Genomic DNA, 22351 nt, shown 5'->3' on the forward strand with positions numbered 1-22351 from the left:
GCAGCTGGGGCGCGCAGTTAGGAGAGCTGACCCGCTCCGGCTCCAGCATTCTGCCCGGTAGAGGCCTGCCGTTCTTCTTCGCTCATGGCAGCCCACCGTGGCGGGATGTAGATGCAGGTCGGGTCGGATGCGGTGTAATCCCCGGTCAACGCGTACGCTGTCGACCGGGACCCACCGCATACGCTGTGGTATTCACAGACGCTGCACTTTCCATGCCAATTGTCCGGATCGCGAAGGGCCTTGAACGCCGGCGAGTTCGAATAGATTTCCTGGAATGGCGTGGCCTTCACATTTCCGCAGTGAAGCGGCAGGAAGCCATTGGGGTAGACGTCGCCGATGTGGTCAATGAAGGCAAAACCTGACCCGGAATTGACGGCCATGGGGGAGCGCGGGCGACGTGGCTTTTCCGGCACAGCACCGAGCAGCTTTGTCGTTTCCTCGGTCAAGTAACGGTAGAGCTCGCCGCCCTCATAGGGTGGCAGCCCCTTTTCCTTCGCTTCCTCCTGCTGCATGACGACGCGCCGATACTGCGGCGCCTCCGTCGTCTTAATGGCAATTCGGTTGGACACATCAGACAACCAGTGCAGAACATCCTCGCGTTCCTCCGGTGACAATGCGCCCAAATCCGCACCGCGACCAGTGGGAACGAGGAAAAAGACGTACCACATCTTGGCCTGCATCTCCATGACGGTCTTCAGCAGCGCTGGCGCCTCATGAATATTTCCCTTGGTCAGGGTCGAGTTAATCTGCAGCCGGTAACCGGCCTCGTTGATGTGCGGAGCCATTTCGAGCGTCTTTTCAAAAGTGCCCGAAAATCCACGGAACTTGTCATGGGTCTGGGCAGTCGCGCCATCGAGCGACATGGACATCGCCTTGCCACCGGCCTCACGCAGTGACTGAATCCGCTCTGGCGTGAGCCGCGGCGTCACCGATGGAGATAGCGACATATTCAGGCCCTGCTCCGTGCCGAATCGCACCAATTCTTCCAGGTCATCACGCTCAAAAGGATCACCGCCGGTGAGCACTACAAGCGGCTTCGGCTTGCTATACGACGCCAAGGTCTCCAGCAGCATCTTGCCCTCGGTGGTCGAAAGCTGGTGAGGATGCGGCTCGTGCTGCGCATCTGCACGGCAGTGCTTGCAGACTAAGCCACAAGCCCGCGTGACCTCCCAAATGACAATAAATGGTTTCTTGTTGATATCATGCCGAACCGTTCGCACCACCGGTGCGTGATGATTCCCATGGGAGCCATGGGCTTCAGGATCGACTTGGAAGTGAGCTTGCGGCGCAGGAGACACGGTAAAAGCACCCAATTTCCGGTTTCGAAGGCGTGCTGAAACGCAAATACAGTCACTTTTCACCCTATTCGGCTGCGCAGGAGACGTCGTCAAGCAATACCTAAAACGGGTGCAGGCGCCGTGGAATCCGTGGGAACCGCTAAACTTGCTGCCATGCGTATTTACCTTGGTGCAGACCACGCCGGTTTTGAGATGAAGAACCTGATTAAGGCCCACCTGGAGAAGGCTGGCCACGACGTCGTTGATTGCGGCGCTCACACCTACGACCCTGCAGATGATTACCCAGCATTCTGCATTGAGGCGGCTTCCCGTACCGTCGCTGATCCGGGCAGCCTGGGCATCGTGCTCGGCGGTTCCGGCAACGGCGAGCAGATTGCTGCTAACAAGGTCAAGGGCGCTCGTTGTGCGCTGGCTTGGTCGGTGGAGACCGCAAAGCTCGCCCGCGAGCACAACAATGCTCAGCTGATCGGCCTCGGCGGTCGTATGCACTCTGAGGAAGAGGCCCTGGCTATCGTCGATGCTTTCGTCTCCCAGCCGTGGAGCGAGGAGGAGCGTCACCAGCGCCGCATCGACATTCTGGCAGAGTACGAAAAGACTGGCGTTGCCCCGGAGCTGCCAGAAGCTTAAAGGGATTGCTGTTCGCTATCTGTTGATAGGAATAAAAAAGGGGTCTGGTTCCAGAAAACTCTGGGACCAGACCTTTTTTCATGTGTAGACGGAGTAGGAATTGTCGTATGACAAATCAAGAAGCGCATCGCCGAGTAACTGTTGTGCTATTCCCCGGGTTCGAGCTCTTGGACGTATTTGGACCGGTTGGCCTTTTTGGCCATGTCCCAGAGATTGAGGTCGAATATGTCGCCAACATTGCTGGTCCGATAACCAGCGCTCAGGGGGCGCAGGTTATCGCCACACGTTGTGCCACTGACCTCGAAACGGTCGATATTCTTCTAGTTCCTGGTGGAGCCGGGAGTAGAACACTAGTTGACGATGCAGAGTTTTTGGACTGGCTCAACAACCTCGGATCCCGGGCGCGGTTAGTGGCATCGGTTTGCACAGGTTCCGCACTGCTTGCTGCGGCTGGGCTTCTTGAAGGAAAGCGGGCAACTAGTAATAAGTTGGCTTTTGATTGGGCTACCTCGTTCGGAAACGAAGTGACGTGGGTGAAAGCGGCTCGATGGGTTGAAGACGGAGATCGCTGGAGCTCATCAGGAGTCGCAGCAGGTATGGATATGGCTGTTGCTTTAATTAGCAGCATCCTTGGCAAGGAAGCTGGTCGATTCGCCGCCAGAAAAATTGAGTATCGGCCTCAGACAGACGGCACTGTCGATCCTTTTGCGGATTTAGCGAAATAGCGGCGCCGGGCTTTTTCTAAATATCGAAACCGTCGAATCCGCCGTCGAAAAATCCGCCGCCGTCGCCGCCGCCGTCGCCGCCACCGAAGAGGCCGTCGAAGAAGCCTCCGCCGTCGCCTGCGTCACCGGCATCTGCACCGCCGCCACCGAAGTCGCCGCCAAGGTCATCTCCACCGAAATCGTCGCCACCGAAGTCTTCGGCTCCAAAGTCCTCGGTGCCGCCGAAGTCGTCAGCGCCGGTGCCCATGCCGCTGGCGAACTCATCAGCGCCGTAGGCAACACCGGCCATACCGTGGAAGAGGGTAGAGAACAGCAGCATCGAGCCTGCGGTCCAGACACCGGTGCGGAGCGCGGACTTCCACCATGGCTCGGAGTACCAACCGGCCGGAACCGGACGGCCAGCGACACGACCACCGGGGTAGTAGTTCGGAGTTTCCGGGGTGGCGTATGGAGAGGCGGTAACCGAGTGGCCTTCGTGCTCAATGGTGCGAGTTTCGGTCACAGAACCAGCGGCCTTCTGCCCCTCCAGCGGTGGCAGTGTCGGCCCCGCCGGCAGGCCCATAATTTCGCGAGCCGCATTGATGTAGTGCAGGCCCTCCAGCGCCGATTCGCGGGCCATTCGCGCCTGTGCCGGGGTGCGCGCAGTAGAAATCTGCGAGGAAGCGGCATTGTAGCGCTCGGATGCGTCAGCAAGAGCCTGCGTGGAAGCCGAATCGGTGCCAGCCAGGTTCAATACCTGTGAGCCCAGTCGCTCAATCCAGCGGCGGGCGTCTGCGACGGCGTCTTCCAATTGATTGTTCTGGCGAGCATCAAAGGCCCTGTTAGAGCGGTTTTGAGCCATCGACGCGATGATAATTGCGCCGCCGACGGTGATCGCGATCAGGATTAAAGCCCCCATGGGCTAGGCCTCCAAAAAGGAAATTGCGGGTACTGCTTGTAATTACTTGAGATAACGCATGTAGAGCGAAAAAAGTTCCCGAGCTTACATATCTGTCCGACAGATGTAGCTCGGGAACCAGGAAATGATTGGGTATGGGTAGGTATCTATGATTCGGCGGAGTCGGTGCTCTTGGTGCGGCTCTTCCGATTGGCGTGCCATGCGCGAACTTCTTCGGAATCCCACAGGGTCAACCCATGAAGCTTCGCGACGGGTTCAGGAGCCTTCTTGCGGCCAGCGTAGCTGGTGAAAGTGCCACGTGCGGTGTCGGAAAAAGCAGCGCATTCGACCGCGGTCCATAGTTCGTGTCCAGTATCGGCATCGATAATGGTGGGCTTCATGGTGCCCAGAGTACCCGTAGCACTGGATCCTGAACAGAGGTCAGAAGAATTTCTGGTCCCCGGACGTCGGCTCAGAAAGTAAAAACCGGGAGCAATGCGCCCGGTTGCGTGGAGGGGATGACGGGAATCGAACCCGCGTCTTCAGCTTAGAAGGCTGACAAGTGGGGTTCCTAACGTGATTTTTGATTTTTTTTGGGGGGGGGACATCGTCAACAACGGGCCGGGGCTCCGATTCGTTCCAGGGGGAGCGGATTTTTCGCGAACGATCCGGTTGCTCTACTCGGTTGCTTTACGACGACCCCGTCGACGCGCGAAACCCATAACATTTTGTTTGAAAACCAAAAACTAGGCGTGATGTGTGACATAGGATGTCGGCATGTCAACCAATGTGCCTGCCAATGACCGAACTCTCCATCCTCAGCCGCGCACGTCGCCGCTCGCGAAGCCGTTGCATCACGACGTCGATCTGCGGGGTCTGCTGATCGGCACGGCGTCGGCCGCCGGGCAGATCGAGGGCGGTGACGAGAACAACGACTGGTTCGATTGGGCCCGCGAGCCCGGCAACATCGCCGATGGTTCGACCCCGCTGCGCGCCACCGACCACTGGAACCGGTGGCGGGAGGACAACGAGCTCATGGCGTCGCTGGGTCTGCCCATCGCTCGCATCGGCGTGGAGTGGGCGCGTATCGAACCGCGGCCGGGGGAGTTCGACCATGCGGTGCTGGATCGCTACCGTGAGGAGATTGCCGACCTGCGGGACAAGGGGATTCGTCCGCTGGTGACGCTCCATCACTTCGTCAATCCGCTCTGGTTCGCTCGGCGCGGCGGCTTCACCTCCGATGAATCGCCGGCGGCTTTCCTGCGCTATGCGGAGACGACCGTGCGGGCGCTCGACGACCTCGTCGACGAGTGGATCACCGTCAACGAGCCGAACGTGTACGCCACCCAGGCGCACATGTTCCGCTCGGGCCCGCCGGGCAACCGCTCGTGGGGCGACACGATGGCCGTGCTGCGCAACATGGCGGTGTCCCACATCCGCGGTTACGAGGTCATCCACGGCATCCAGGGGGATCGGGCGAAGGTCGGCATCGCCCACCACGCACGGGCGTTCGCGCCGCGCAATCCGCGCAACCCCATCCACCGCGGCCTGGCGCGGATCAATCGGCATCTGTTCCAGGACATCGTCGCCGACGCGCATCTGGCGGGGAAGTTCCATCCGCTGCTGGGCGGGGCGAAGGTCGGCCGCGGGTTGCCGTCGGGCCGCCACCACGACTTCCTGGGCCTGAACTACTACTCGCGCACGGCCGTCGACAAGTTCGACGACGGCACCTTCGTCGGGGCTCCGGTCAACGACCTCGGGTGGGAAATCCACCCCGAGGGCCTGGTCGAATGCGCCCGCGACCTGAACGAGCGTTTCGGCGGACCGGTCTGGATCACCGAAAACGGCACCTGCGATCTCGGCGATCTGGAGCTGTCGGTCGGTGGCGTGGACGCGGGCGTCGAAAAGACGAATCCGGCCGGGGACTACGCCAACCCGGACGCCGGGGCTGCCGACCGCAGGCTGGAGTCGTTCCGGCCGCGGTTCATCCTGGAGCACCTGCGGGCCATCGCCGAGTCGGACGTGCCCATCGAGCGCTGGTACCACTGGTGCTTCGTGGACAACTGGGAATGGGCCGACGGCGAAGAGCCGCGATTCGGTATCGTCCACCTGGACTACGAGACGCAGGAACGGACGATGAAGCCGTCGGGCCGCCTGCTGGCCGAGCTGGCCCGCACCGGGCGGATCACCCCGGAGCTGCACCGGCGCTACACCGCAGGCCGTCGTTACCCCGTCGCGGACGAACACACCGACCCCAACGTGCGGGCGCAGCCGCCGGAGCCGGATGGGGTGCAGGGATGAGCTCCTCCGAACACGCCGGCTCCTCCGAACGCGCCATCTCCGACGTCGGGCGTTTCACCGCCGACCCCGCCCAGCGCACGCCGGTGACCACCGGCTGGATCGTGCGGTACGGCCTGCTGTACCTGGGGCAGAACATCTCGTGGGCAGCGCCGACGCAGCTGTTGTTGGCGCAGCAGATCCTCATCTGGCATCCGGGGGAGAAGGAGGAGAAGTTCGCGCTCCTCATGGCGGTCGGCGGGTTCTTCTCCATCATCGGGCATCCGCTGGCCGGGTGGTTGTCGGACCGCACGGACACGCGCTGGGGCCGCCGCGCCCCGTGGATCCTCTTCGGCGGGCTGGCGGCGGCCGGGTCGCTGGTGTTCCTGGGCGCCGCGCCGGGCTTCATGGCGTTGACCATCGGGTGGGCGGTGTTCCAGCTGGCCATCGCGGCGTCAATCAACGCGGCCCAGGCGGTGGCGCCGGATACGGTGCCGGACAATCAGTACGGCGTGGTCTCGGGTGTGCTGGGGCTGACGTACACCCTCGGCGTGGTGCTGGGCACCGTCGTGGCCACGGTGTTCGACCTGGGGCTGGCGTACATCGTCACCGCGGCGCTGCTGCTGGTGCTCATCGGCCAGTTCCTGCCGGGCTTCCGCGACGTGTCCCGGGTGCGGTCGCAGGCGGCCGCATCTCCGGTGCTTGACGACGCCGGCGGGGACGCTGACGCCGTGGTGCCCGCCGTCGCCGAGGTGCCCGGAGGGCTCTACCGCGACTTCACGTGGGTGTTCATCGCCCGGTTCCTGGTGACCACGGGCAACTCGGTCGCGTTGTTCTACCTGTTCTATTACCTGCGCGATCACATCGGCCACCCCGATCCGGATGCCGGCGTGCTCGTCCTCACCGGCGCGTATGCCCTGTGCGTCATCGTCACCGCGATCCTGTCGGGCAAAGTGTCCGACAAGATGGGCAAGCGCCGGGTGTTCGTGGCGTTGTCGTCGATGGGCGTCGCCGGGGCCTGCGCGATCATGGCGTTCGCCGGGAGCTTCGCCATGGTCGTCGGCGCGGCGGTGCTGTTGGGTCTGTCGTGGGGCGTGTTCATGGCCGTCGATCAGGCCCTGATCAACCAGGTGCTGCCCAAGGCCGATGAGCGCGGGCGTGACGTGGGCGTCATGAACCTCGCCGTCGCCGGCCCGAACATGGCCGCCCCGGTGCTCGCCGCCTTCGCGTTGGCGAACCTCGGCGGGTACCCCGGCCTGTACGTTTTCGCGGGCGCGCTCACCGCCGTCGGTGCGGTGCTGGTGTACCGGGTGCGGTCCGTGCCCTGATCTCCGTGCGTTGAACAGCGTGCCTCCGGTGCCCTAATCTTCGTGCCTTGAACGGCGTGCGGTCGGCGTTACGGTTTGATACCGTTCGTTGCAGTCGATGAAAGGTGTTTATCCCCGTGCGCCCCACGAAGAAGTTGTCCCCCGCCGCATTCGGCGCAGCGTCCCCCGCCGTCTCCTCTGTGGAGACCGGTGCCGAGGCCCGGTCCGCGAGCCGAGTCTCAGCGGCCCCGTCGTCCCGGACGTCCTTCGTCCGCAGGGCGTTGGCCCCGGTCACGGCGCTCGCGCTGGCGGGAACGTTGCTGTCGGTGCCGCAGGCGTCGGCCGGCGGCTCCGCCGGTCCGGCCGATCTCGGCGGGTTGGACTGGGGCGCGTGCCCGACCGCGGCGATGACCGCGCCGGGCACCGTGTGCGCGGACATCGACGTGCCACGTGATTATTCCGACCCGGAGGGCGCGACGATTTCCCTCACTGTCAGCCGGGTTCCGGCGACGGGGGAGCGCCGTGGCGTCATCGCAGGCAATCCGGGCGGCCCCGGCGGCGACGCGTTGGGAATGTTCTCCGACGAGGCCGTGAGGATGCCGACCGCCGTCCGGGAGCACTTCGACCTCATCGCCGTCGAGCCGCGCGGCCTGGCCTGGGGCACCCCGCTGAACTGCAACGTGGCGGACATCCCGATGACGGGTCTGCTCTCCGGGCAGGTCGGCGCGATGTACGCCTCCTGCGAAGCCAACGAAACGGGATACGCGGCGACCATCACCACGGAGAACACCGCTCGCGATCTCAACCATGTCCGCGACGTGCTCGGCCAGGACGTCATGCACCTCTACGGCCTGTCCTACGGCACGGATCTGATGAGCACGTACGCGACCCTGTTCCCGGACAAGACGGGCCGGATGGTGCTGGATTCCTCGGTCGATCCTGCCGACCGTTACTTTCGGCTCGGAGACTCGCGCGAACCGTGGCGCCGCGAGGCTCTCAACGCGATGTTCCAGTGGATCGCCGACCGTGACGACGAGTACGGCCTGGGCACCACCGCCCTGCAGGTGTACGCGCGCTGGTCGCAGCGCATCAACGAGGAGGTTGGCGCGCCGGGTCAGGTCTACCCGCCGCCGACGCAGGTGGGCGACGTGCCCGCCGCCTTCGCCGACGACCCGGAGGCGTTCATGCAGCTGGCCGACGGCGTTCTGCCCGTCGCGTGGCGCAGCCATTCCTTCGCGGCGAACCTGATGCGCCCCGGCGCCGGCAATCAGTCGGTGCTGCTGCAGCAGACCTTCGTGGCGACGTACTCGGAGAGCATGTGGCCCGACATCGCCGACGCCGTGGTCACCGGCGAGGTGGAGACCCCCGAACTACCCGAGGGCGTGACCCCGGAAGACATGATGGCGCAGACCGAGGCGATGGGAACCATCGAGCGGGCGATCATCTGCAACGACAACGTCACCGCCGCCGACCCGTCCCGCATTCCCCGCACGTACCTCGACCAGTTCACCGGCGGCGACATCTTCCGCCTCAACGCCGATGCGCTGTCGTCGGGGCAGCTATGCCTCGGCTGGCCGGGGCAGGGCGCTGCCGTGGAACTCAGCGGCGACGCCCTCGAGTCGAAGCCGCTGCTGCTCCACTACGACCGCGATGCGGCGGTGACCGGCACGGGCGGCCGCGCGATGCAGGCGGTCATGGGCGGCGAGCTCATCGAGCTGCCGGGCCACGGCCACGGCGTGCTCGTCGCCCACAACGACGCCGACGAGATCGCCAACGTCGTCGCCGCCCACTACTTGGGCTGACCGGTCATGCCGGGCTGACCGGTCCGAGATTGGGCCGGCTACTTGCCCTTCGCCTCGTGGCCTTTCTGCCACTCGCGCACGTCGTCGGAGTTCCGCGGGTTCAGCCCGTGGAGCTTCGCCGCCGGCACCGGCGCTTTGCCACGGCCCGCATAGCTGGCGAACGTGCCGCGCGCGGTACCGGTGAACTCCGCGCATTCGGCGACGGTCCACAGCTCGACGCCGGTGTCCTTGTCGATGATGCGAGGATTCATGCCGCCGGGACTAGTTGTGCGTGACGACGGCAAAAGACCCGACATGACAGTGCCACCGACTTGTTACCGACGCTGTATGAAACCGTGACGCGCGCACGCGGTCGTGACATGCCTGTGGCGGATTTCGGGACGGATCCCGTCAAAAAGAAGAACACCCTCCGACGCTGGCCGGAGGGTGCTTTCACATGGAGGGGATGACGGGAATCGAACCCGCGTCTTCAGCTTGGAAGGCTGAGGTATTAGCCACTATACGACATCCCCATAGACAGAAATCCGGCTTAGATGCGCAATCGCCTCCACCAGACTGTGTCTTGGTACAAGGCATATTAACCCGTTAAAGCGCACATACAAAAATCGATGCCAGGTTTTTCTCGAAGGCTTTAAAGAAAAGTGGCTGTGGCCGGGAAAAACAGAAAATGAAACTAAAGCAACGTGGGGTATGTGAAACAGGCGTATAGCCGTTGATTACACTGTCACACGACTCAACAAAGGGGCAGTCGTTTTAGGCGGCTTCTTTGGAGGGTCGGCCGACGAATGGAGTGTTTGCAGCAAACGAGGCCGCCAAAAGCAGTGCCGAGGAGATGCAAACGCCCGGTGATATGCATGGATTTCATGAAACCAGTAGTAGTTGGCAGGTTGGCTCTCGATGGCGTCGTAAAGCGTTTTCAGACAGAGCATTAGCCTGGTTGAACGCGTGGTTTTGTGATTTCATTAATCGTCAGGTAAATCTATACGGGTCCGTTGTGGAAACGCGATTTCGCGCCTATGAGGGCCCCGGTGCAGATGCTCCAAAGGGGTTTCTGCTAGGTTTCGAATGACGCATACGGGGTATGGCGCAGCTTGGTAGCGCGTCCGCTTTGGGAGCGGAAGGCCGTGGGTTCAAATCCCGCTACCCCGACCAGTATCACGGGCACTCCCGTGGTCTATGAATTAATCATCGAGTTGCAGGAGAGTGCACCAGTGAAGTCTTCCGTTGAGAAGCTCAATGAGACCCGAGTGAAGATTACCGTCGAGGTCCCGTTTGACGAGCTGAAGCCAGAGTTCGACAACGCCTACAAGGCACTGGCTCAGCAGGTCCAGATTCCGGGCTTCCGTAAGGGCAAGGCACCGGCAAAGCTGATTGAGGCCCGCTTCGGCCGCGGCCCGATCCTGGAGCAGGTGCTCAACGACATGGTCCCGTCCCGCTACGACGAGGTCGTTCGCGAGGAGGACCTGAAGGTTATCGGTCAGCCTGAGGTCGACATCACCAAGCTGGAAGACGGCGAGCTCGTTGAGTTCACCGCTGAGGTCGACGTCCGTCCGGAGATTGAGCTGCCGAAGTTCGAGGACATCGCAGTTGAGGTTGACCCGCTGGTCGCCGACGACGAAGCTGTTGAGGCTGAGCTGCAGAACCTGCTCGCTCGTTTCGGCACCCTGACCGGCGTCGAGCGTGCAGTTGAGAAGGACGACTTCGTCTCCATCGACCTGTCCGCCACCATCGACGGCGAAGAGCTGGAAGAGGCCTCCACCGAGGGCCTGTCCTACCAGGTTGGCTCCGATGACCTGATTGACGGCCTGGATGACGCTGTTGTCGGCCTGTCCCAGGGCGAGTCCAAGGAGTTCACCACCAAGCTGGTTGCTGGCGAGCACGAGGGCGAGGACGCTCAGGTCACCGTTACCGTTCAGTCCGTCAAGGTCCGCGAGCTGCCGGAAGCTGACGACGACTTCGCTCAGATGGCTTCCGAGTTCGACACCCTTGATGAGCTGAAGGAAGACCTGGCTCGCCAGGTTGAGAACACCAAGAAGGGTGAGCAGGCTCAGCAGGTTCGCGACAAGGTTCTGGCTGCCGCTATGGAGCAGACCACCATCGCTCTGCCGGAGGGTGTTGTCAAGGAGCAGGTCGAGGGCCAGCTGCAGCAGCTGCTGGGTCAGTTCGGCGGCGACGAGAAGGTTCTGAACTCCATGCTGGAGGCACAGGGCACCACCCGTGAGCAGTTCGACGAGGACTCCAAGAAGTCCGCTGAGGAAGCTGTTCGCACCCAGCTGTTCCTGGATGCACTGGCTGAGGAGATCCAGCCGGACGTTTCCCAGCAGGAACTCACCGACCACATCCTGTTCACTGCTCAGTCCTACGGCATGGACCCGAACCAGTTCATCCAGCAGATTCAGCAGTCCGGCCAGCTCGGCAACCTGTTCGCAGACGTTCGCCGCGGCAAGGCTCTGGCTACCTCGATCCTGAAGGCTTCCGCCAAGGACACCGAGGGCAACGAAATCGACCTGAACGAGTACTTCGGTGAGGTCGAGCCGGAGGCTGAGAAGGCTGAGTCCGACAAGGCTGAGGACACTTCCGCTGAGTAAGCCCCGCAATTAGCGCGGCGCGTTCCTCATGCCGCAACGCTTATAGCGAACAAGGGCCGTTCCCGAAACAAAGGGGCGGCCCTTTTCGTTACCCTCTAATGAACGACAAAACTCGCACACGTACGAAAAAGGAGTACACAGATGAGCGATAACGCCCAGATGTCGACGAACACGGTTTTCGACAAGCTGCTCAAGGAGCGCATTATTTGGCTGGGTGAGCAGGTCGACGACGAGATTGCCAACAAGCTCTGCGGTCAGATGCTGCTCCTGGCAGCCGAGGACCCGGAGGCGGATATCTCGCTGTACATCAACTCCCCGGGCGGCTCCGTCACCGCCGGCATGGCCATTTACGACACCATGCAGTTCGTTCCGTGCGACGTGGCTACCTACGGCATGGGCTTGGCAGCTTCCATGGGCCAGTTCCTGCTCGCCGCAGGTGCTAAGGGCAAGCGTTACGCGCTGCCGCACGCCCGCATCATGATGCACCAGCCGTCTGCAGGTATTGGCGGTACCGCATCCGACATCACCATTCAGGCTGAGCAGTTCGCTGCCACCAAGAAGGAGATGGCTCGTCTGATCGCGCAGCACACCGGTCAGCCGGTCGAGCGCATTGAGGAAGACTCGGACCGCGACCGCTGGTTCACCGCGGCTGAGGCTAAGGAATACGGCCTGGTTGACCACGTCGTAACCGCCCTCAAGGACACCGCACGCTAAAAGCGGACAGTAGCGAATAATTAGAGGCGATTTAATCAACATGGAGATGAACAATATGCAGATGCCGCAGTCGCGCTACGTGCTTCCTTCTTTCGTGGAGCACTCCAGCTTTGGTGCTAAGGAATCCAACCCATACAACAAGCTCTTCGAAGAGCGCATTATCTTCCTCGGCTCCCAGGTCGACGACACCGCCGCTAACGACATCATGGCGCAGCTGCTGGTGCTCGAGGGGCTGGACCCGGATCGTGACATCACGATGTACATCAACTCCCCAGGTGGCTCCTTCACGTCGCTGATGGCCATCTACGACACGATGCAGTACGTGCGTCCCGACGTGCAGACGGTGTGCCTGGGCCAGGCTGCTTCCGCGGCAGCCGTCCTGCTCGCTGCGGGTGCACCGGGTAAGCGCGCAGCTCTGCCGAATGCGCGCGTGCTCATTCACCAGCCGGCCACCCAGGGTATCCAGGGCCAGGTTTCCGACCTGGAGATTCAGGCGAACGAGATCGAGCGCATGCGCAAGCTGATGGAGGAGACTCTGGCTCGCCACTCCGGTCGCACTGCAGAGCAGATCCGCAAGGACACCGATCGTGACAAGATCCTGACCGCTGAAGAGGCCGTCGAGTACGGCATCATCGACCAGGTCTTCGAGTACCGCAAGCACAACGCTTAAAAGGGGACATGGTCTCTCTGGAGTGCTGCGCACTGGCCGTCGTAAAGCGCCGAGCGAGATTGCGTGAAATTCGCCTCGCCCTGGCGTGGAAGCCGGTAATTGCGCACACTCACGGTAGGCTGGTCTGAAGCAATTATTGGCAACGAAGCGGAAAGGCGGCGGCGGGAGCCTCATGGCGCGTATGCAAGAAAGTGCGGATTTGCTGAAGTGCTCTTTCTGTGGAAAGAGTCAGAAGCAGGTCAAGAAGCTGATTGCCGGACCTGGTGTGTACATCTGTAATGAGTGCATCGAGCTCTGCAACGAGATCATCGAAGAGGAGCTCAACACCGGCGGCGAGGCAACTGGCAACGACGACCGCCTGCCGCGGCCGATGGAAATTCGAGACTTCCTCGATGAGTACGTCATCGGCCAGGACATGGCTAAGCGCACCCTAGCGGTAGCGGTCTACAACCACTACAAGCGCCTTCGTGCTGCGGAGACCAAGTCGGACAACGACGTCGAGCTGCAGAAGTCGAACATCCTCTTGCTGGGGCCGACTGGCTGCGGCAAGACCTACCTCGCACAGACGTTGGCCCGCAAGCTGGATGTGCCGTTCGCGATCGCTGACGCCACCAGCCTGACCGAGGCCGGCTATGTCGGCGAGGACGTGGAGAATATCCTGCTGAAGCTGCTGCAGGCTACTGATTTCGACGTCGAGAAGGCACAGCGCGGCATCATTTACGTCGATGAGATTGACAAGATTTCGCGCAAGTCCGAGAACACTTCCATCACTCGCGATGTCTCCGGTGAAGGTGTGCAGCAGGCGCTGCTGAAGATTCTCGAGGGAACCGTAGCCGCCGTGCCCCCGCAGGGTGGGCGCAAGCTGCCGAACCAGGAGTTCATTCAGTTCGACACTTCCAACGTCCTGTTCATCGTCGCTGGTGCGTTTGCCGGTCTGGAAAAGGTCGTTCAGGAGCGCGTCGGCAAGAAGGGCCTGGGCTTCGGAGCAGATGTCACCTCGGCTAACGACGAGGACATGAAGGATCCATTCCGCGACGTGCTGCCGGAGGACCTCGTTCGATTCGGCCTGATTCCCGAGTTCATTGGCCGCCTTCCCGTTATCGCATCGGTCACCAACCTCGATGAGGACGCGCTGGTTCGTGTACTCACCGAGCCGAAGAACTCCCTGGTTCGCCAGTACCAGCACCTGTTCGACATGGACGGTGTGCGCCTTACCATCGACGATGAGGCACTGCGCGCCATTGCTGCCAAGGCGATTAGCCGCAATACCGGCGCCCGTGGTTTGCGCGGCATCATGGAAGAGATCCTGGTTCCCGTGATGTTCGAGGTACCAGAGCGTGACGACGTCGCGGAGGTCATTGTCCACAAGGAATGCATCACGGACGGTGCAGCGCCGGAACTCGTTGAACGCAGCGAGGATAAGAAGACTGCGTAAAGGTAGCTAAAAACCCGGTTAGAGTAGCCGCTCTAACCGGGTTTTTGATGTCTGTATGGAGCCCTAGTCGTCCATGCCGTAGATGTCGCGGTAATCCGGGGCATCGTCAGTAGTCAAGTCTTGAGTCTCTGGGTTGGGCTGATCGCCGTAGACCTCTGCGCCAAGCGCGGACGAGTTGGCGCCATGGGAGGCCAGCAGGGAAGTGTACGAGCTGCCCGGTTCGTTGCGAGGCGAGGACGTCAACAGGCTGGTCACAGTGTCCTGAGCGAACTCACGCAGCTTGTCCGACAACACTGTCGACTGCATTTCAATGCCGTAGAGGTTTTCAAAAGTCCGCTGGTGCAGGGTGGGGAAGGTGGCCAGCGACAGCACGAGAATATAAAGATCAAGTGCGGAAATATCAGTGCGGAATGCACCATAATCGCGACCGAGCAACAAGATGCGGTCAAACTCCAAAACAATTGGGCTCTGACCACCAAGCCCAGTCACGCCTTCTAGCGGCAGGACCGGATGTAGGTTTTCCTGGATGATGAACCGCACGGCGAGCGGGTTCGCCGAGAAGTAGTCATAGATAACACCGACCACATGCTGCAGGGCTTCCACCGGCACATTGGAGTGCGGGCGCAGGTCGTCGTCGTCAGGCCTTACGGTCTCCAGCACATGTGCCCACGTCGCCCTGTAGAGTCCCAACTTGTCACCACAGTGGTAGTGAAGCATGCGCTTGGAGACACCAGAGGCGGCAGCAATGGCATCCAAACGGGCATCTGCATACCCCTTTGCGGTGAATTCTTGAAGTGCTGCCACCAAGACTGCATGGGGGATTGCATCAGAGGAGCCTGGAGACTTCATGAAAATCCTTTGCTTGGACTAGAGGGCGACTACGGGGTTTTGGCTATCTAACGGGGGTGAAATTGCTCGGTCGCGGACTTCTTTCTAGTGAAATGAGTACATGACCGTAAGTCATGCCTAATGCTATCCGTTTTTCAGAATTGGCCTGAGCCCGTCGCCCCCGTCTGCGCCAATTCTGTAGTCGCATTAGAGTGGGCAGCGAATTGATTCTCTCTCGAGAAAGGCCTGAAGTGAACAAGACTCCCGTAAAGGTTGCAGTTACCGGTGCCGCCGGACAGATCGCTTACTCCCTGCTCTTCCGCATTGCCAGCGGTTCGGTTTTCGGCCCTGAGACCCCGGTTGAGTTGAACCTGCTGGAGATCACTCCGGCGCTGCACGCCACCGAAGGCGTCGCCATGGAGCTGTTTGACTCCGCCTTCCCGCTTCTGACTGGCATCAACATCACCGATGATCCGGCAAAGGCATTCGACGGTGCCAACGCCGCCTTCCTGGTCGGTGCAAAGCCGCGCGGCAAGGGCGAGGAGCGCTCCGCACTGCTGGGCGCCAACGGCAAGATCTTCGGCCCGCAGGGTGCCGCACTGAACGATCATGCAGCAGACGACATCAAGGTTCTGGTTGTCGGCAACCCGGCCAACACCAACACCATGATCGCCGCATCCCACGCTAAGGACATCCCGGCAGAGCGCTTCACCGCCATGATGCGCCTGGACCACAACCGCTCCCTGTCTCAGCTGTCGGAAAAGATTGGTGTTCCGACCACTGAGATCAAGAACATGATTGTCTGGGGTAACCACTCCGCAGACCAGTTCCCGGACATCACCTACGCCACCATTGCAGGCGAGAAGGTCTCCGACAAGGTGGACGCTGCATGGGTCGAGCAGGACTTCATTCCGCGTGTCGCCAAGCGTGGCGCAGAAATCATCGAGGTCCGTGGTTCCTCCTCCGCAGCTTCCGCTGCCGCTGCCGCAGTTGACCACATGCGTGACTGGGTCACGGGTACCCCAGAGGGCGAGTGGGTCTCTGTCGCCCTTCCGTCCGATGGCTCCTACGGCATCGACGAGGGCCTGGTCGCTGGTGTTCCGTGCTACGCCAAGGACGGCGAGTGGGTTCGCGTTGAGGGCCTGGATCTTTCCGAGGTTCAGCGCGCTGGCATCGAGCGCAACGTCAAGGCACTGCGCGAAGAGCGCGAGGCAGTTAAGGACCTGCTGGTCTAAGAGCTGTTCAACGGCCGTTTAGAGGCGCTCTCTTGTGATGATTTCACAAGAGAGCGCTTTTATTTTGCGCGGTAATCGCGGTTCGGGTCGGAGCGAGAGTAAGGCTTGAATTAGGCGGTGTATAAGTCGCTGATGGTAGATATGGGTGGGGCGCAAGGGCCGTCGTAAAGCCCCTGGAAAACCAAATCCGGGCAAGGCGCTAAGATGTGACGCGTGACTGAGAACAACGTGGACCTAAACAGAGCAGATAAGTTGCCCAAGTCGTGGAACCCGGCTGACGTGGAGTCGGACCTGTACCAGGGCTGGGTAGACGCTGGTTATTTCAAGGCTGACCCGTCTAGCTCCAAGCCGGCTTACTCTATTGTGCTGCCCCCGCCGAATGTGACGGGTCAGCTGCACATGGGCCACGCACTGGACCACACTTTGATGGATGCGCTGGTGCGCCGTAAGCGCATGCAGGGCTACGAGGTGCTGTGGCTGCCGGGTATGGACCACGCGGGTATCGCAACGCAGACCAAGGTCGAGGCGATGCTGAAGGAGTCCGAAGGTAAGGACCGCTTCGATTATGGCCGCGAGGAATTCGTGGAGAAGGTCTGGGAGTGGAAGCACGATTACGGCGGACGTATCGGCAACCAGATGCGCCAGATTGGTGACTCCCTGGATTGGTCCCGTGAGCGCTTCACTCTGGACGAGGGCCTGTCCCGTGCGGTTCAGACGATTTTTAAGGAATTGTTTGACCGCGGCCTGATTTACCGCGCCAAGCGCATGGTCAACTGGTCGCCAGTGCTGCAGACTGCAATCTCGGATATTGAGGTCAAGTACGAGGACGCTGAAGGCGAGCTCGTGTCCTTCCGCTACGGCGATGGGGAAGACTCCATTGTTGTGGCGACGACTCGTGTGGAGACGATGCTGGGTGACGTGGCAATTGCCGTGCACCCGGAGGATGAGCGCTACACGCACCTGGTGGGTAAGGTTCTGGACCACCCGTTCCGCGAGGACCTGAAGATTCAGGTCATCGCCGATGACTACGTGGACCGCGAGTTCGGTACAGGCGCGGTGAAGATCACGCCGGCGCACGATCCGAATGACTTCGCCATGGGCCAGCGCCACGACCTGGATATGCCGGAGGTCATCGACACCACTGGCCGTATCTTCAACACCGGCACGCGTTTCGACGGCATGGATCGCGCGGAGGCCCGTACCGCGCTGACGGAGGCTCTGCGTGACCAGGGGCGCATTGTCAAGGAGGTCCGCCCGTACGTTCACTCGGTCGGTCATTCGGAGCGCTCGGGTGAGCCGATTGAGCCGCTGCTGAGCCTGCAGTGGTTCGTTAAGGTCGATGAGCTGGCCAAGATGTCCGGCGATGCTGTTCGCGAGGGCGACACGGTTATTCACCCGGCTTCGCAGGAGCCGCGCTGGTTCGACTGGGTCGATGACATGCACGACTGGTGTATTTCGCGCCAGCTGTGGTGGGGCCACCGCATCCCGATCTGGTACGGCCCGAATGGCGAGGTCGTCTGTGTCGGCCCGGATGATGAGGTCCCGACGGGCGAGGGCTGGACGCAGGATCCGGACGTGCTGGATACCTGGTTCTCCTCTGCGCTGTGGCCGTTTTCCACGATGGGTTGGCCGGACGCCACCCCAGAGCTGGAGAAGTTCTACCCAACATCCGTGCTGGTCACCGGCTACGACATTCTGTTCTTCTGGGTCGCGCGCATGATGATGTTCTCGACCTTTGCTGCCACCCTGCCTGATTCACCGTTGGGTAAGGGCCGCGACGGCCGTCCGCAGGTGCCGTTCAAGGATGTCTTCCTGCACGGTCTGGTCCGCGATGAGCAGGGTCGCAAGATGTCGAAGTCTCTCGGCAACGGCATTGACCCGCTGGACTGGGTGCGTGACTACGGTGCGGACGCACTTCGCTTCACGCTGGCTCGTGGTGCTAACCCGGGCTCTGACCTGCCGGTCGGTAACGACGCCGCACAGAGCTCCCGTAACTTCGCTACCAAGCTGTTCAACGCCACCCGCTTTGCACTGATGAACGGTGCCCACGTGGGCGAGCTGCCGGACCGTGACCAGCTCACCGACACCGACCGCTGGATCCTGGACCGCCTGGAACAGGTCCGCGCCGAAGTCGACGCTGCGCTGGATAAGTACGAGTTCTCCAAGGCCAACGAGGCCCTCTACCACTTCGCATGGGACGAGGTCTGTGACTGGTACCTGGAGATGACCAAGGTTGACTTCCCACGCCTGAATGACGGCGAGACCATGACCGAGGAGCAGGCCGCCCGCGCCGCCTCCACGCGTCTGGTTCTCGGCCGCGTGCTGGATACGCTGCTGCGTCTGCTGCACCCGTCCATGCCGTTTGTCACGGAGACGCTGTGGAAGGCGCTTACCGACGGCGCGGAGGGCTTCGAGGACTCTCTGGTTATTTCCGACTGGCCGGATGCAACCATGACCACCGACGGCGCTGCTGTCGACGAGGTTGCCGCACGTCGTATTGCCGATGCCCAGAAGTTGGTCACCGAGCTGCGTCGTTTCCGCAATGACCAGGGTGTGAAGCCGTCGCAGCGCGTGCCGGCACGCATGAACCTGGCGGATGCTGATCTGACTGCTCAGGAAGAGATGATTCGTTCGCTGGCTCGTGCTGAGGCGCCGGAGGATGGATTCACCGCTACCGCTTCCATTGAGGTGCGCCTGTCTCAGGCCACTGTCCTGATCGAGCTGGATACCTCCGGCACCGTCGACGTGGCCGCTGAACGCAAGCGTCTGGAAAAGGACCTGGCCAAGGCAGAGAAGGAACTGGCCGGCACCGAGAAGAAGCTCGGCAACGAGGCCTTCCTGTCCAAGGCTCCGGAGCAGGTCGTGGAGAAGATTAAGACTCGCCACCAGTTCGCACTGGAGGAGATTGACCGTATTAAGGCTCGTTTGGAGGGACTTCCGCAGGCATGACCGATCCACGGGATGCTGAACCACGTGATGAGGCCGCAGGCGAGATTCGTTTGAATCTTGGCGGCGGCGACGATTCGGTGACGCAGGAAGAGTCTGCGCTGCGAGAGGAGTCCACTGCAGCGCCTGAGTTCGAATTCGATCCGGCTGACTCCCAGATCGTCGAGGACCTCGAACCTCGCGAAATTGCCGGTGTGATGGCTGATGGCCGCATGCCCGATGACATGCGCCTCGGTGAGGTTTCCGTGTCCGAGGAGGGCCTGAGCCTGCCGGTGGATGTGGATCGCCCAGTCAACGAGCCGGCTCCGCTGGAGGCCACCGCAGAGGAGCTGCGCGAGCTCGCAGAGGTGGAAGCCGAGCTGGATCAGCGCTGGCCGGAGACCAAGATTGACCCATCGCTCGAGCGGATCGAGATGCTGATGGACATCCTTGGCCATCCCGAGCGTGCCACTCCAGTCATTCACGTTGCCGGCACGAATGGCAAGACTTCCACTGTGCGCATGATTGAGTCGTTGGTGCGCGCTCTCGGTCGTCGCACCGGCCGCACCACCAGTCCGCATCTGCAGCTGGTTACCGAGCGCATCGCCATCGATGGCCAGCCCATTCATCCACGCGATTACGTGCGCATCTGGCGCGAGATTCAGCCCTACGTGGAAATGGTTGATGCCAAGTCCGCCGAAAAGGGCGGCCCGCAGATGAGTAAGTTCGAGGTTCTCACGGCCATGGCCTACGCTGCCTTCGCCGACGCTCCTGTTGATGTCGCCGTGGTGGAAGTCGGCATGGGTGGCACATGGGATGCGACCAACGTGGTGGAGGCCGACGTGGCAGTCATCTGCCCAATCGGTCTCGATCACACGGAGTACCTCGGAGATACCCTGGCTGAAATCGCTTCTGAGAAGGCCGGCATCATCAAGTCGCGGTGGAATAAGGACGACTTGCTTACGCCACCGGACAATGTCGCCATTGTCGGCGAGCAAGAGCCGGAAGCAATGGACGTCGTTTTGCGACGTGCCGTGGAAATGGATGCCTCCGTCGCCCGCGCTGGAGTTGAGTACGGCGTCGTCAGTCATCAGCTGGCGGTCGGCGGACAGAACCTGACGCTCAAGGGCCTGGCCGGCGAGTATGACGACATCCATCTGCCGCTGCACGGTCCGCATCAGGCGCGTAACGCAGCCACAGCACTGGCTGCGGTGGAGGCGTTCTTCGGCGCAGGTCCGGGGCGTCCGCTCAACATTGATGCGGTTCGCGAAGGCTTTGCGACGGTCGCATCGCCAGGCCGCCTGGAGCGCGTGCGCTCGACCCCGACGGTGTTCATCGATGCCGCCCACAATCCTCACGGTGCCCGTGCGCTACGCACGGCCCTCTCCGCTGAGTTCGACTTCCGCCGTGTGATTGGTGTGCTGTCGGTGCTGGGGGAGAAGGATGCTCGTGGGCTGCTGGTGGAGCTGGAGCCTTACTTCGAAGAAGTGGTTATTACCCAGAACACATCGCCGCGTGCGCTGCACTACGACGACCTGGCTGACCTCGCGGAGGAGATTTTCGGCGAGGAGCGCGTGCATCGCGTACCGACTCTGCCGTCCGCCGTTGAGCTAGCTGTAGCGCTGGCTGAGGAAACCGACACCGGAGACGGTATTGTCTCTGGTTCCGGTGTGATCGTCACTGGATCTGTTGTCACTGCGGGCGAAGCCCGGACACTATTTGGAAAGGACCCGCAATGAGTGAATCTCAGGCGAGCCAGCCACAGGGCAATGGCGCGGAGGATTACACCGCTGCCGACCGCGAGGCTCTGCGCGCCTACCGCGAGGGGCGTGACCTGAGTGAGGGTGGCAAGTATGGCCCGCTCGGTGCGGGACACGATCCGGCTAAGGACCCGCTGAAGGGTCTGCGCGGTGTTATGTCCGGAACGCTGATAATGCAGGCTATCTCGGTGCTGCTTGGTCTGACTGTGGTCACGCGCATTCCCGACGGCCAGATTAACCAGACCTTCTCGGTTACGTACATCACCATCCTGGGCCTGGCTCTGATTGCGATGGCCTTCCTGCAGAAGCAGCCCTGGGCTCTGAAGGCCAACATTGTGCTGCAGGTCTTTGGTGTGCTGGCTATCTTCACGCACGTGTCTATGGGCGTGGTGGGTATCTTCTTCGCACTAGTGTGGGCCTACATTCTGCACCTGCGGAAGAACCTCATCCAGCGTATGGAGCGCGGTCTGTTGACCACCCAGCACTCGTAAGTCTCCCGCGCTCGTAGTCGCGACTTTCACCCCGCTGCACCACCACTCCGGTGCAGCGGGGTTTGTCATAGTATGATGCTCACCATGACTGAACGTACTCTTATTCTGATCAAGCCGGACGGCGTTTCCCGCGGTCTGGTCGGCGAAGTTATCTCCCGCATCGAGCGCAAGGGCCTGAAGCTGGTCGCGCTTGACCTCCGTGTTGCTGACGAGGCAACTGCGAAGGAGCACTACGCAGAGCACGTCGATAAGCCGTTCTTTGGTGAGCTGGTTGATTTCATCACCTCTGCACCGCTGGTCGCTGGTGTTATCGAGGGCCCGAACGCAATCGCTGCTTGGCGTCAGCTCGCTGGCGGCACCAACCCGGTTGAGGCCGCAACCCCGGGCTCCATCCGCGGTGACTTCGCACTTGAGGTTGCTAACAACGTTGTTCACGGTTCCGATTCTCCGGAGTCCGCTGAGCGCGAGATTGGTATTTGGTTCCCGAACCTCTAAACGTTGACGGTTCAGCATTGACCCGTGAGCGTTGAACTGGCGCCGAACTGAGCAAGCAAATTGTTTGCCGGTTCGGCGCTTTTTGCTTGTCGACGACCGTGGGGCGGCCCTTCAGCGGGCTGCACGTGGGAATGCGGGCACGGGCTGCAAATGTGAAACTGTAGGAGTTTATGACACTTTCCGGCAATTTTTCAGGCCATTTCTGTCATAAACGCAGTCAGTAACTCGGATTGGCCCGCCGCCACCAATGTCGGTGCGCGCCACCTGCTCGATATGTGCGACAATGGACAGCAGCAG

General features: G+C 61.5%; 19 protein-coding genes and 2 tRNA genes. 15 read left to right on the forward strand and 6 right to left on the reverse strand.

Going from position 1 to position 22351, the window contains the following annotated elements; genetic code table 11:
* Positions 1-17: 17 nt before the first annotated feature.
* Positions 18-1223 (reverse strand): TIGR04053 family radical SAM/SPASM domain-containing protein, encoded by a 1206-nt coding sequence (locus AB1Z34_RS04615; RefSeq protein ID WP_042388514.1) that lies wholly within the window; start codon positions 1221-1223, stop codon positions 18-20.
* Positions 1224-1451: 228 nt separating this feature from the next.
* Between AB1Z34_RS04615 and AB1Z34_RS04620 the strand changes: the two genes are divergently transcribed.
* Both AB1Z34_RS04620 and AB1Z34_RS04625 read left to right on the forward strand, forming a co-directional pair.
* Complete coding sequence (locus AB1Z34_RS04620; RefSeq protein WP_005511109.1) at positions 1452-1925, forward strand: ribose-5-phosphate isomerase; 474 nt, start codon at positions 1452-1454, stop codon at positions 1923-1925.
* A 107-nt stretch (positions 1926-2032) separates the two neighbouring features.
* Positions 2033-2650: a DJ-1/PfpI family protein gene (locus AB1Z34_RS04625; RefSeq protein ID WP_016422294.1), complete on the forward strand. Its 618-nt coding sequence runs from the start codon at positions 2033-2035 to the stop codon at positions 2648-2650.
* A 16-nt stretch (positions 2651-2666) separates the two neighbouring features.
* Here AB1Z34_RS04625 and AB1Z34_RS04630 read toward each other — a convergent pair whose 3' ends face one another.
* Complete coding sequence (locus AB1Z34_RS04630; protein ID WP_016422295.1) at positions 2667-3548, reverse strand: hypothetical protein; 882 nt, start codon at positions 3546-3548, stop codon at positions 2667-2669.
* A gap of 146 nt (positions 3549-3694) precedes the next feature.
* Positions 3695-3928, reverse strand: a complete 234-nt coding sequence (locus AB1Z34_RS04635; protein ID WP_016422296.1) for a hypothetical protein — start codon at positions 3926-3928, stop codon at positions 3695-3697.
* 376 nt (positions 3929-4304) lie between these two features.
* Between AB1Z34_RS04635 and AB1Z34_RS04640 the strand changes: the two genes are divergently transcribed.
* From AB1Z34_RS04640 to AB1Z34_RS04650, 3 genes are all read left to right on the forward strand, one after another.
* Positions 4305-5828, forward strand: a complete 1524-nt coding sequence (locus AB1Z34_RS04640; RefSeq protein WP_016422297.1) for a glycoside hydrolase family 1 protein — start codon at positions 4305-4307, stop codon at positions 5826-5828.
* A complete protein-coding gene (locus AB1Z34_RS04645) occupies positions 5825-7132 on the forward strand; it encodes an MFS transporter (RefSeq protein ID WP_016422298.1) in 1308 nt (435 codons plus the stop codon). The genes AB1Z34_RS04640 and AB1Z34_RS04645 overlap by 4 nt, the downstream gene beginning before the upstream one ends.
* Before the next feature lie 260 nt (positions 7133-7392).
* Entirely contained in the window at positions 7393-8913 is a 1521-nt protein-coding gene (locus AB1Z34_RS04650) for an alpha/beta fold hydrolase (RefSeq protein WP_147580935.1), read from the forward strand.
* A 38-nt stretch (positions 8914-8951) separates the two neighbouring features.
* Here the strand turns inward: AB1Z34_RS04650 and AB1Z34_RS04655 are convergent, their stop codons facing one another.
* Together AB1Z34_RS04655 and AB1Z34_RS04660 are read right to left on the reverse strand one after the other, a co-directional pair.
* The gene (locus AB1Z34_RS04655; protein WP_042388516.1) at positions 8952-9164 is read right to left on the reverse strand and encodes a hypothetical protein; all 213 of its coding nucleotides are present in this window, start codon (positions 9162-9164) and stop codon (positions 8952-8954) included.
* 186 nt (positions 9165-9350) lie between these two features.
* Positions 9351-9425 (reverse strand) — tRNA-Gly (locus AB1Z34_RS04660).
* Between the two features lie 563 nt (positions 9426-9988).
* On the opposite strand from AB1Z34_RS04660, the gene AB1Z34_RS04665 reads away from it, so the two are divergent.
* From AB1Z34_RS04665 to clpX, 5 genes are all read left to right on the forward strand, one after another.
* Positions 9989-10065, forward strand: a tRNA-Pro gene (locus AB1Z34_RS04665).
* Entirely contained in the window at positions 10038-11501 is a 1464-nt protein-coding gene (tig, locus tag AB1Z34_RS04670) for a trigger factor (protein WP_147580936.1), read from the forward strand. Before AB1Z34_RS04665 ends, tig begins: the two co-directional genes overlap by 28 nt.
* Before the next feature lie 141 nt (positions 11502-11642).
* The gene (locus AB1Z34_RS04675) at positions 11643-12215 is read left to right on the forward strand and encodes an ATP-dependent Clp protease proteolytic subunit (RefSeq protein ID WP_016422302.1); all 573 of its coding nucleotides are present in this window, start codon (positions 11643-11645) and stop codon (positions 12213-12215) included.
* A gap of 40 nt (positions 12216-12255) precedes the next feature.
* Positions 12256-12885, forward strand: a complete 630-nt coding sequence (locus AB1Z34_RS04680) for an ATP-dependent Clp protease proteolytic subunit (RefSeq protein WP_005511517.1) — start codon at positions 12256-12258, stop codon at positions 12883-12885.
* Positions 12886-13057: 172 nt separating this feature from the next.
* Positions 13058-14320, forward strand: a complete 1263-nt coding sequence (gene clpX / locus AB1Z34_RS04685) for an ATP-dependent Clp protease ATP-binding subunit ClpX (protein ID WP_042388518.1) — start codon at positions 13058-13060, stop codon at positions 14318-14320.
* A gap of 63 nt (positions 14321-14383) precedes the next feature.
* On the opposite strand, the gene AB1Z34_RS04690 is transcribed toward clpX, so the two are convergent.
* On the reverse strand, positions 14384-15169 hold the full coding sequence (locus AB1Z34_RS04690; RefSeq protein WP_016422305.1) for a TetR/AcrR family transcriptional regulator: 786 nt from the start codon (positions 15167-15169) through the stop codon (positions 14384-14386).
* Positions 15170-15399: 230 nt separating this feature from the next.
* Here AB1Z34_RS04690 and AB1Z34_RS04695 point away from each other — a divergent pair, with 230 nt between their 5' ends.
* From AB1Z34_RS04695 to ndk, 5 genes are all read left to right on the forward strand, one after another.
* Entirely contained in the window at positions 15400-16383 is a 984-nt protein-coding gene (locus AB1Z34_RS04695; RefSeq protein WP_016422306.1) for a malate dehydrogenase, read from the forward strand.
* Between the two features lie 213 nt (positions 16384-16596).
* The gene (locus tag AB1Z34_RS04700; protein ID WP_367157983.1) at positions 16597-19332 is read left to right on the forward strand and encodes a valine--tRNA ligase; all 2736 of its coding nucleotides are present in this window, start codon (positions 16597-16599) and stop codon (positions 19330-19332) included.
* 209 nt (positions 19333-19541) lie between these two features.
* Positions 19542-21047, forward strand: coding sequence for a folylpolyglutamate synthase/dihydrofolate synthase family protein (locus AB1Z34_RS04705; protein ID WP_231367219.1), 1506 nt, complete (start codon positions 19542-19544; stop codon positions 21045-21047).
* Positions 21044-21559 (forward strand): DUF4233 domain-containing protein, encoded by a 516-nt coding sequence (locus AB1Z34_RS04710; protein WP_016422309.1) that lies wholly within the window; start codon positions 21044-21046, stop codon positions 21557-21559. Before AB1Z34_RS04705 ends, AB1Z34_RS04710 begins: the two co-directional genes overlap by 4 nt.
* Positions 21560-21643: 84 nt before the next feature.
* Positions 21644-22054, forward strand: a complete 411-nt coding sequence (gene ndk / locus AB1Z34_RS04715; RefSeq protein WP_038629458.1) for a nucleoside-diphosphate kinase — start codon at positions 21644-21646, stop codon at positions 22052-22054.
* Positions 22055-22351: the final 297 nt, after the last annotated feature.

The organism is Corynebacterium sp. 045007 (assembly GCF_040743205.1).
Taxonomy (GTDB): domain Bacteria; phylum Actinomycetota; class Actinomycetes; order Mycobacteriales; family Mycobacteriaceae; genus Corynebacterium; species Corynebacterium jeikeium_D.

Excerpts from the sequence above, each read along its gene's own strand:
- AB1Z34_RS04620 (WP_005511109.1), top strand. The coding sequence starts at position 1,452 with ATGCGTATTTACCTTGGTGCAGACCACGCCGGTTTTGAGATGAAGAAC.
- AB1Z34_RS04625 (WP_016422294.1), top strand. The coding sequence starts at position 2,033 with ATGACAAATCAAGAAGCGCATCGCCGAGTAACTGTTGTGCTATTCCCC.
- AB1Z34_RS04630 (WP_016422295.1), bottom strand. The coding sequence starts at position 3,548 with ATGGGGGCTTTAATCCTGATCGCGATCACCGTCGGCGGCGCAATTATC.
- AB1Z34_RS04635 (WP_016422296.1), bottom strand. The coding sequence starts at position 3,928 with ATGAAGCCCACCATTATCGATGCCGATACTGGACACGAACTATGGACC.
- AB1Z34_RS04640 (WP_016422297.1), top strand. The coding sequence starts at position 4,305 with ATGTCAACCAATGTGCCTGCCAATGACCGAACTCTCCATCCTCAGCCG.
- AB1Z34_RS04645 (WP_016422298.1), top strand. The coding sequence starts at position 5,825 with ATGAGCTCCTCCGAACACGCCGGCTCCTCCGAACGCGCCATCTCCGAC.
- AB1Z34_RS04655 (WP_042388516.1), bottom strand. The coding sequence starts at position 9,164 with ATGAATCCTCGCATCATCGACAAGGACACCGGCGTCGAGCTGTGGACC.
- AB1Z34_RS04675 (WP_016422302.1), top strand. The coding sequence starts at position 11,643 with ATGAGCGATAACGCCCAGATGTCGACGAACACGGTTTTCGACAAGCTG.
- AB1Z34_RS04680 (WP_005511517.1), top strand. The coding sequence starts at position 12,256 with ATGGAGATGAACAATATGCAGATGCCGCAGTCGCGCTACGTGCTTCCT.
- clpX (WP_042388518.1), top strand. The coding sequence starts at position 13,058 with ATGGCGCGTATGCAAGAAAGTGCGGATTTGCTGAAGTGCTCTTTCTGT.
- AB1Z34_RS04690 (WP_016422305.1), bottom strand. The coding sequence starts at position 15,169 with ATGAAGTCTCCAGGCTCCTCTGATGCAATCCCCCATGCAGTCTTGGTG.
- AB1Z34_RS04705 (WP_231367219.1), top strand. The coding sequence starts at position 19,542 with ATGCCCGATGACATGCGCCTCGGTGAGGTTTCCGTGTCCGAGGAGGGC.
- AB1Z34_RS04710 (WP_016422309.1), top strand. The coding sequence starts at position 21,044 with ATGAGTGAATCTCAGGCGAGCCAGCCACAGGGCAATGGCGCGGAGGAT.
- ndk (WP_038629458.1), top strand. The coding sequence starts at position 21,644 with ATGACTGAACGTACTCTTATTCTGATCAAGCCGGACGGCGTTTCCCGC.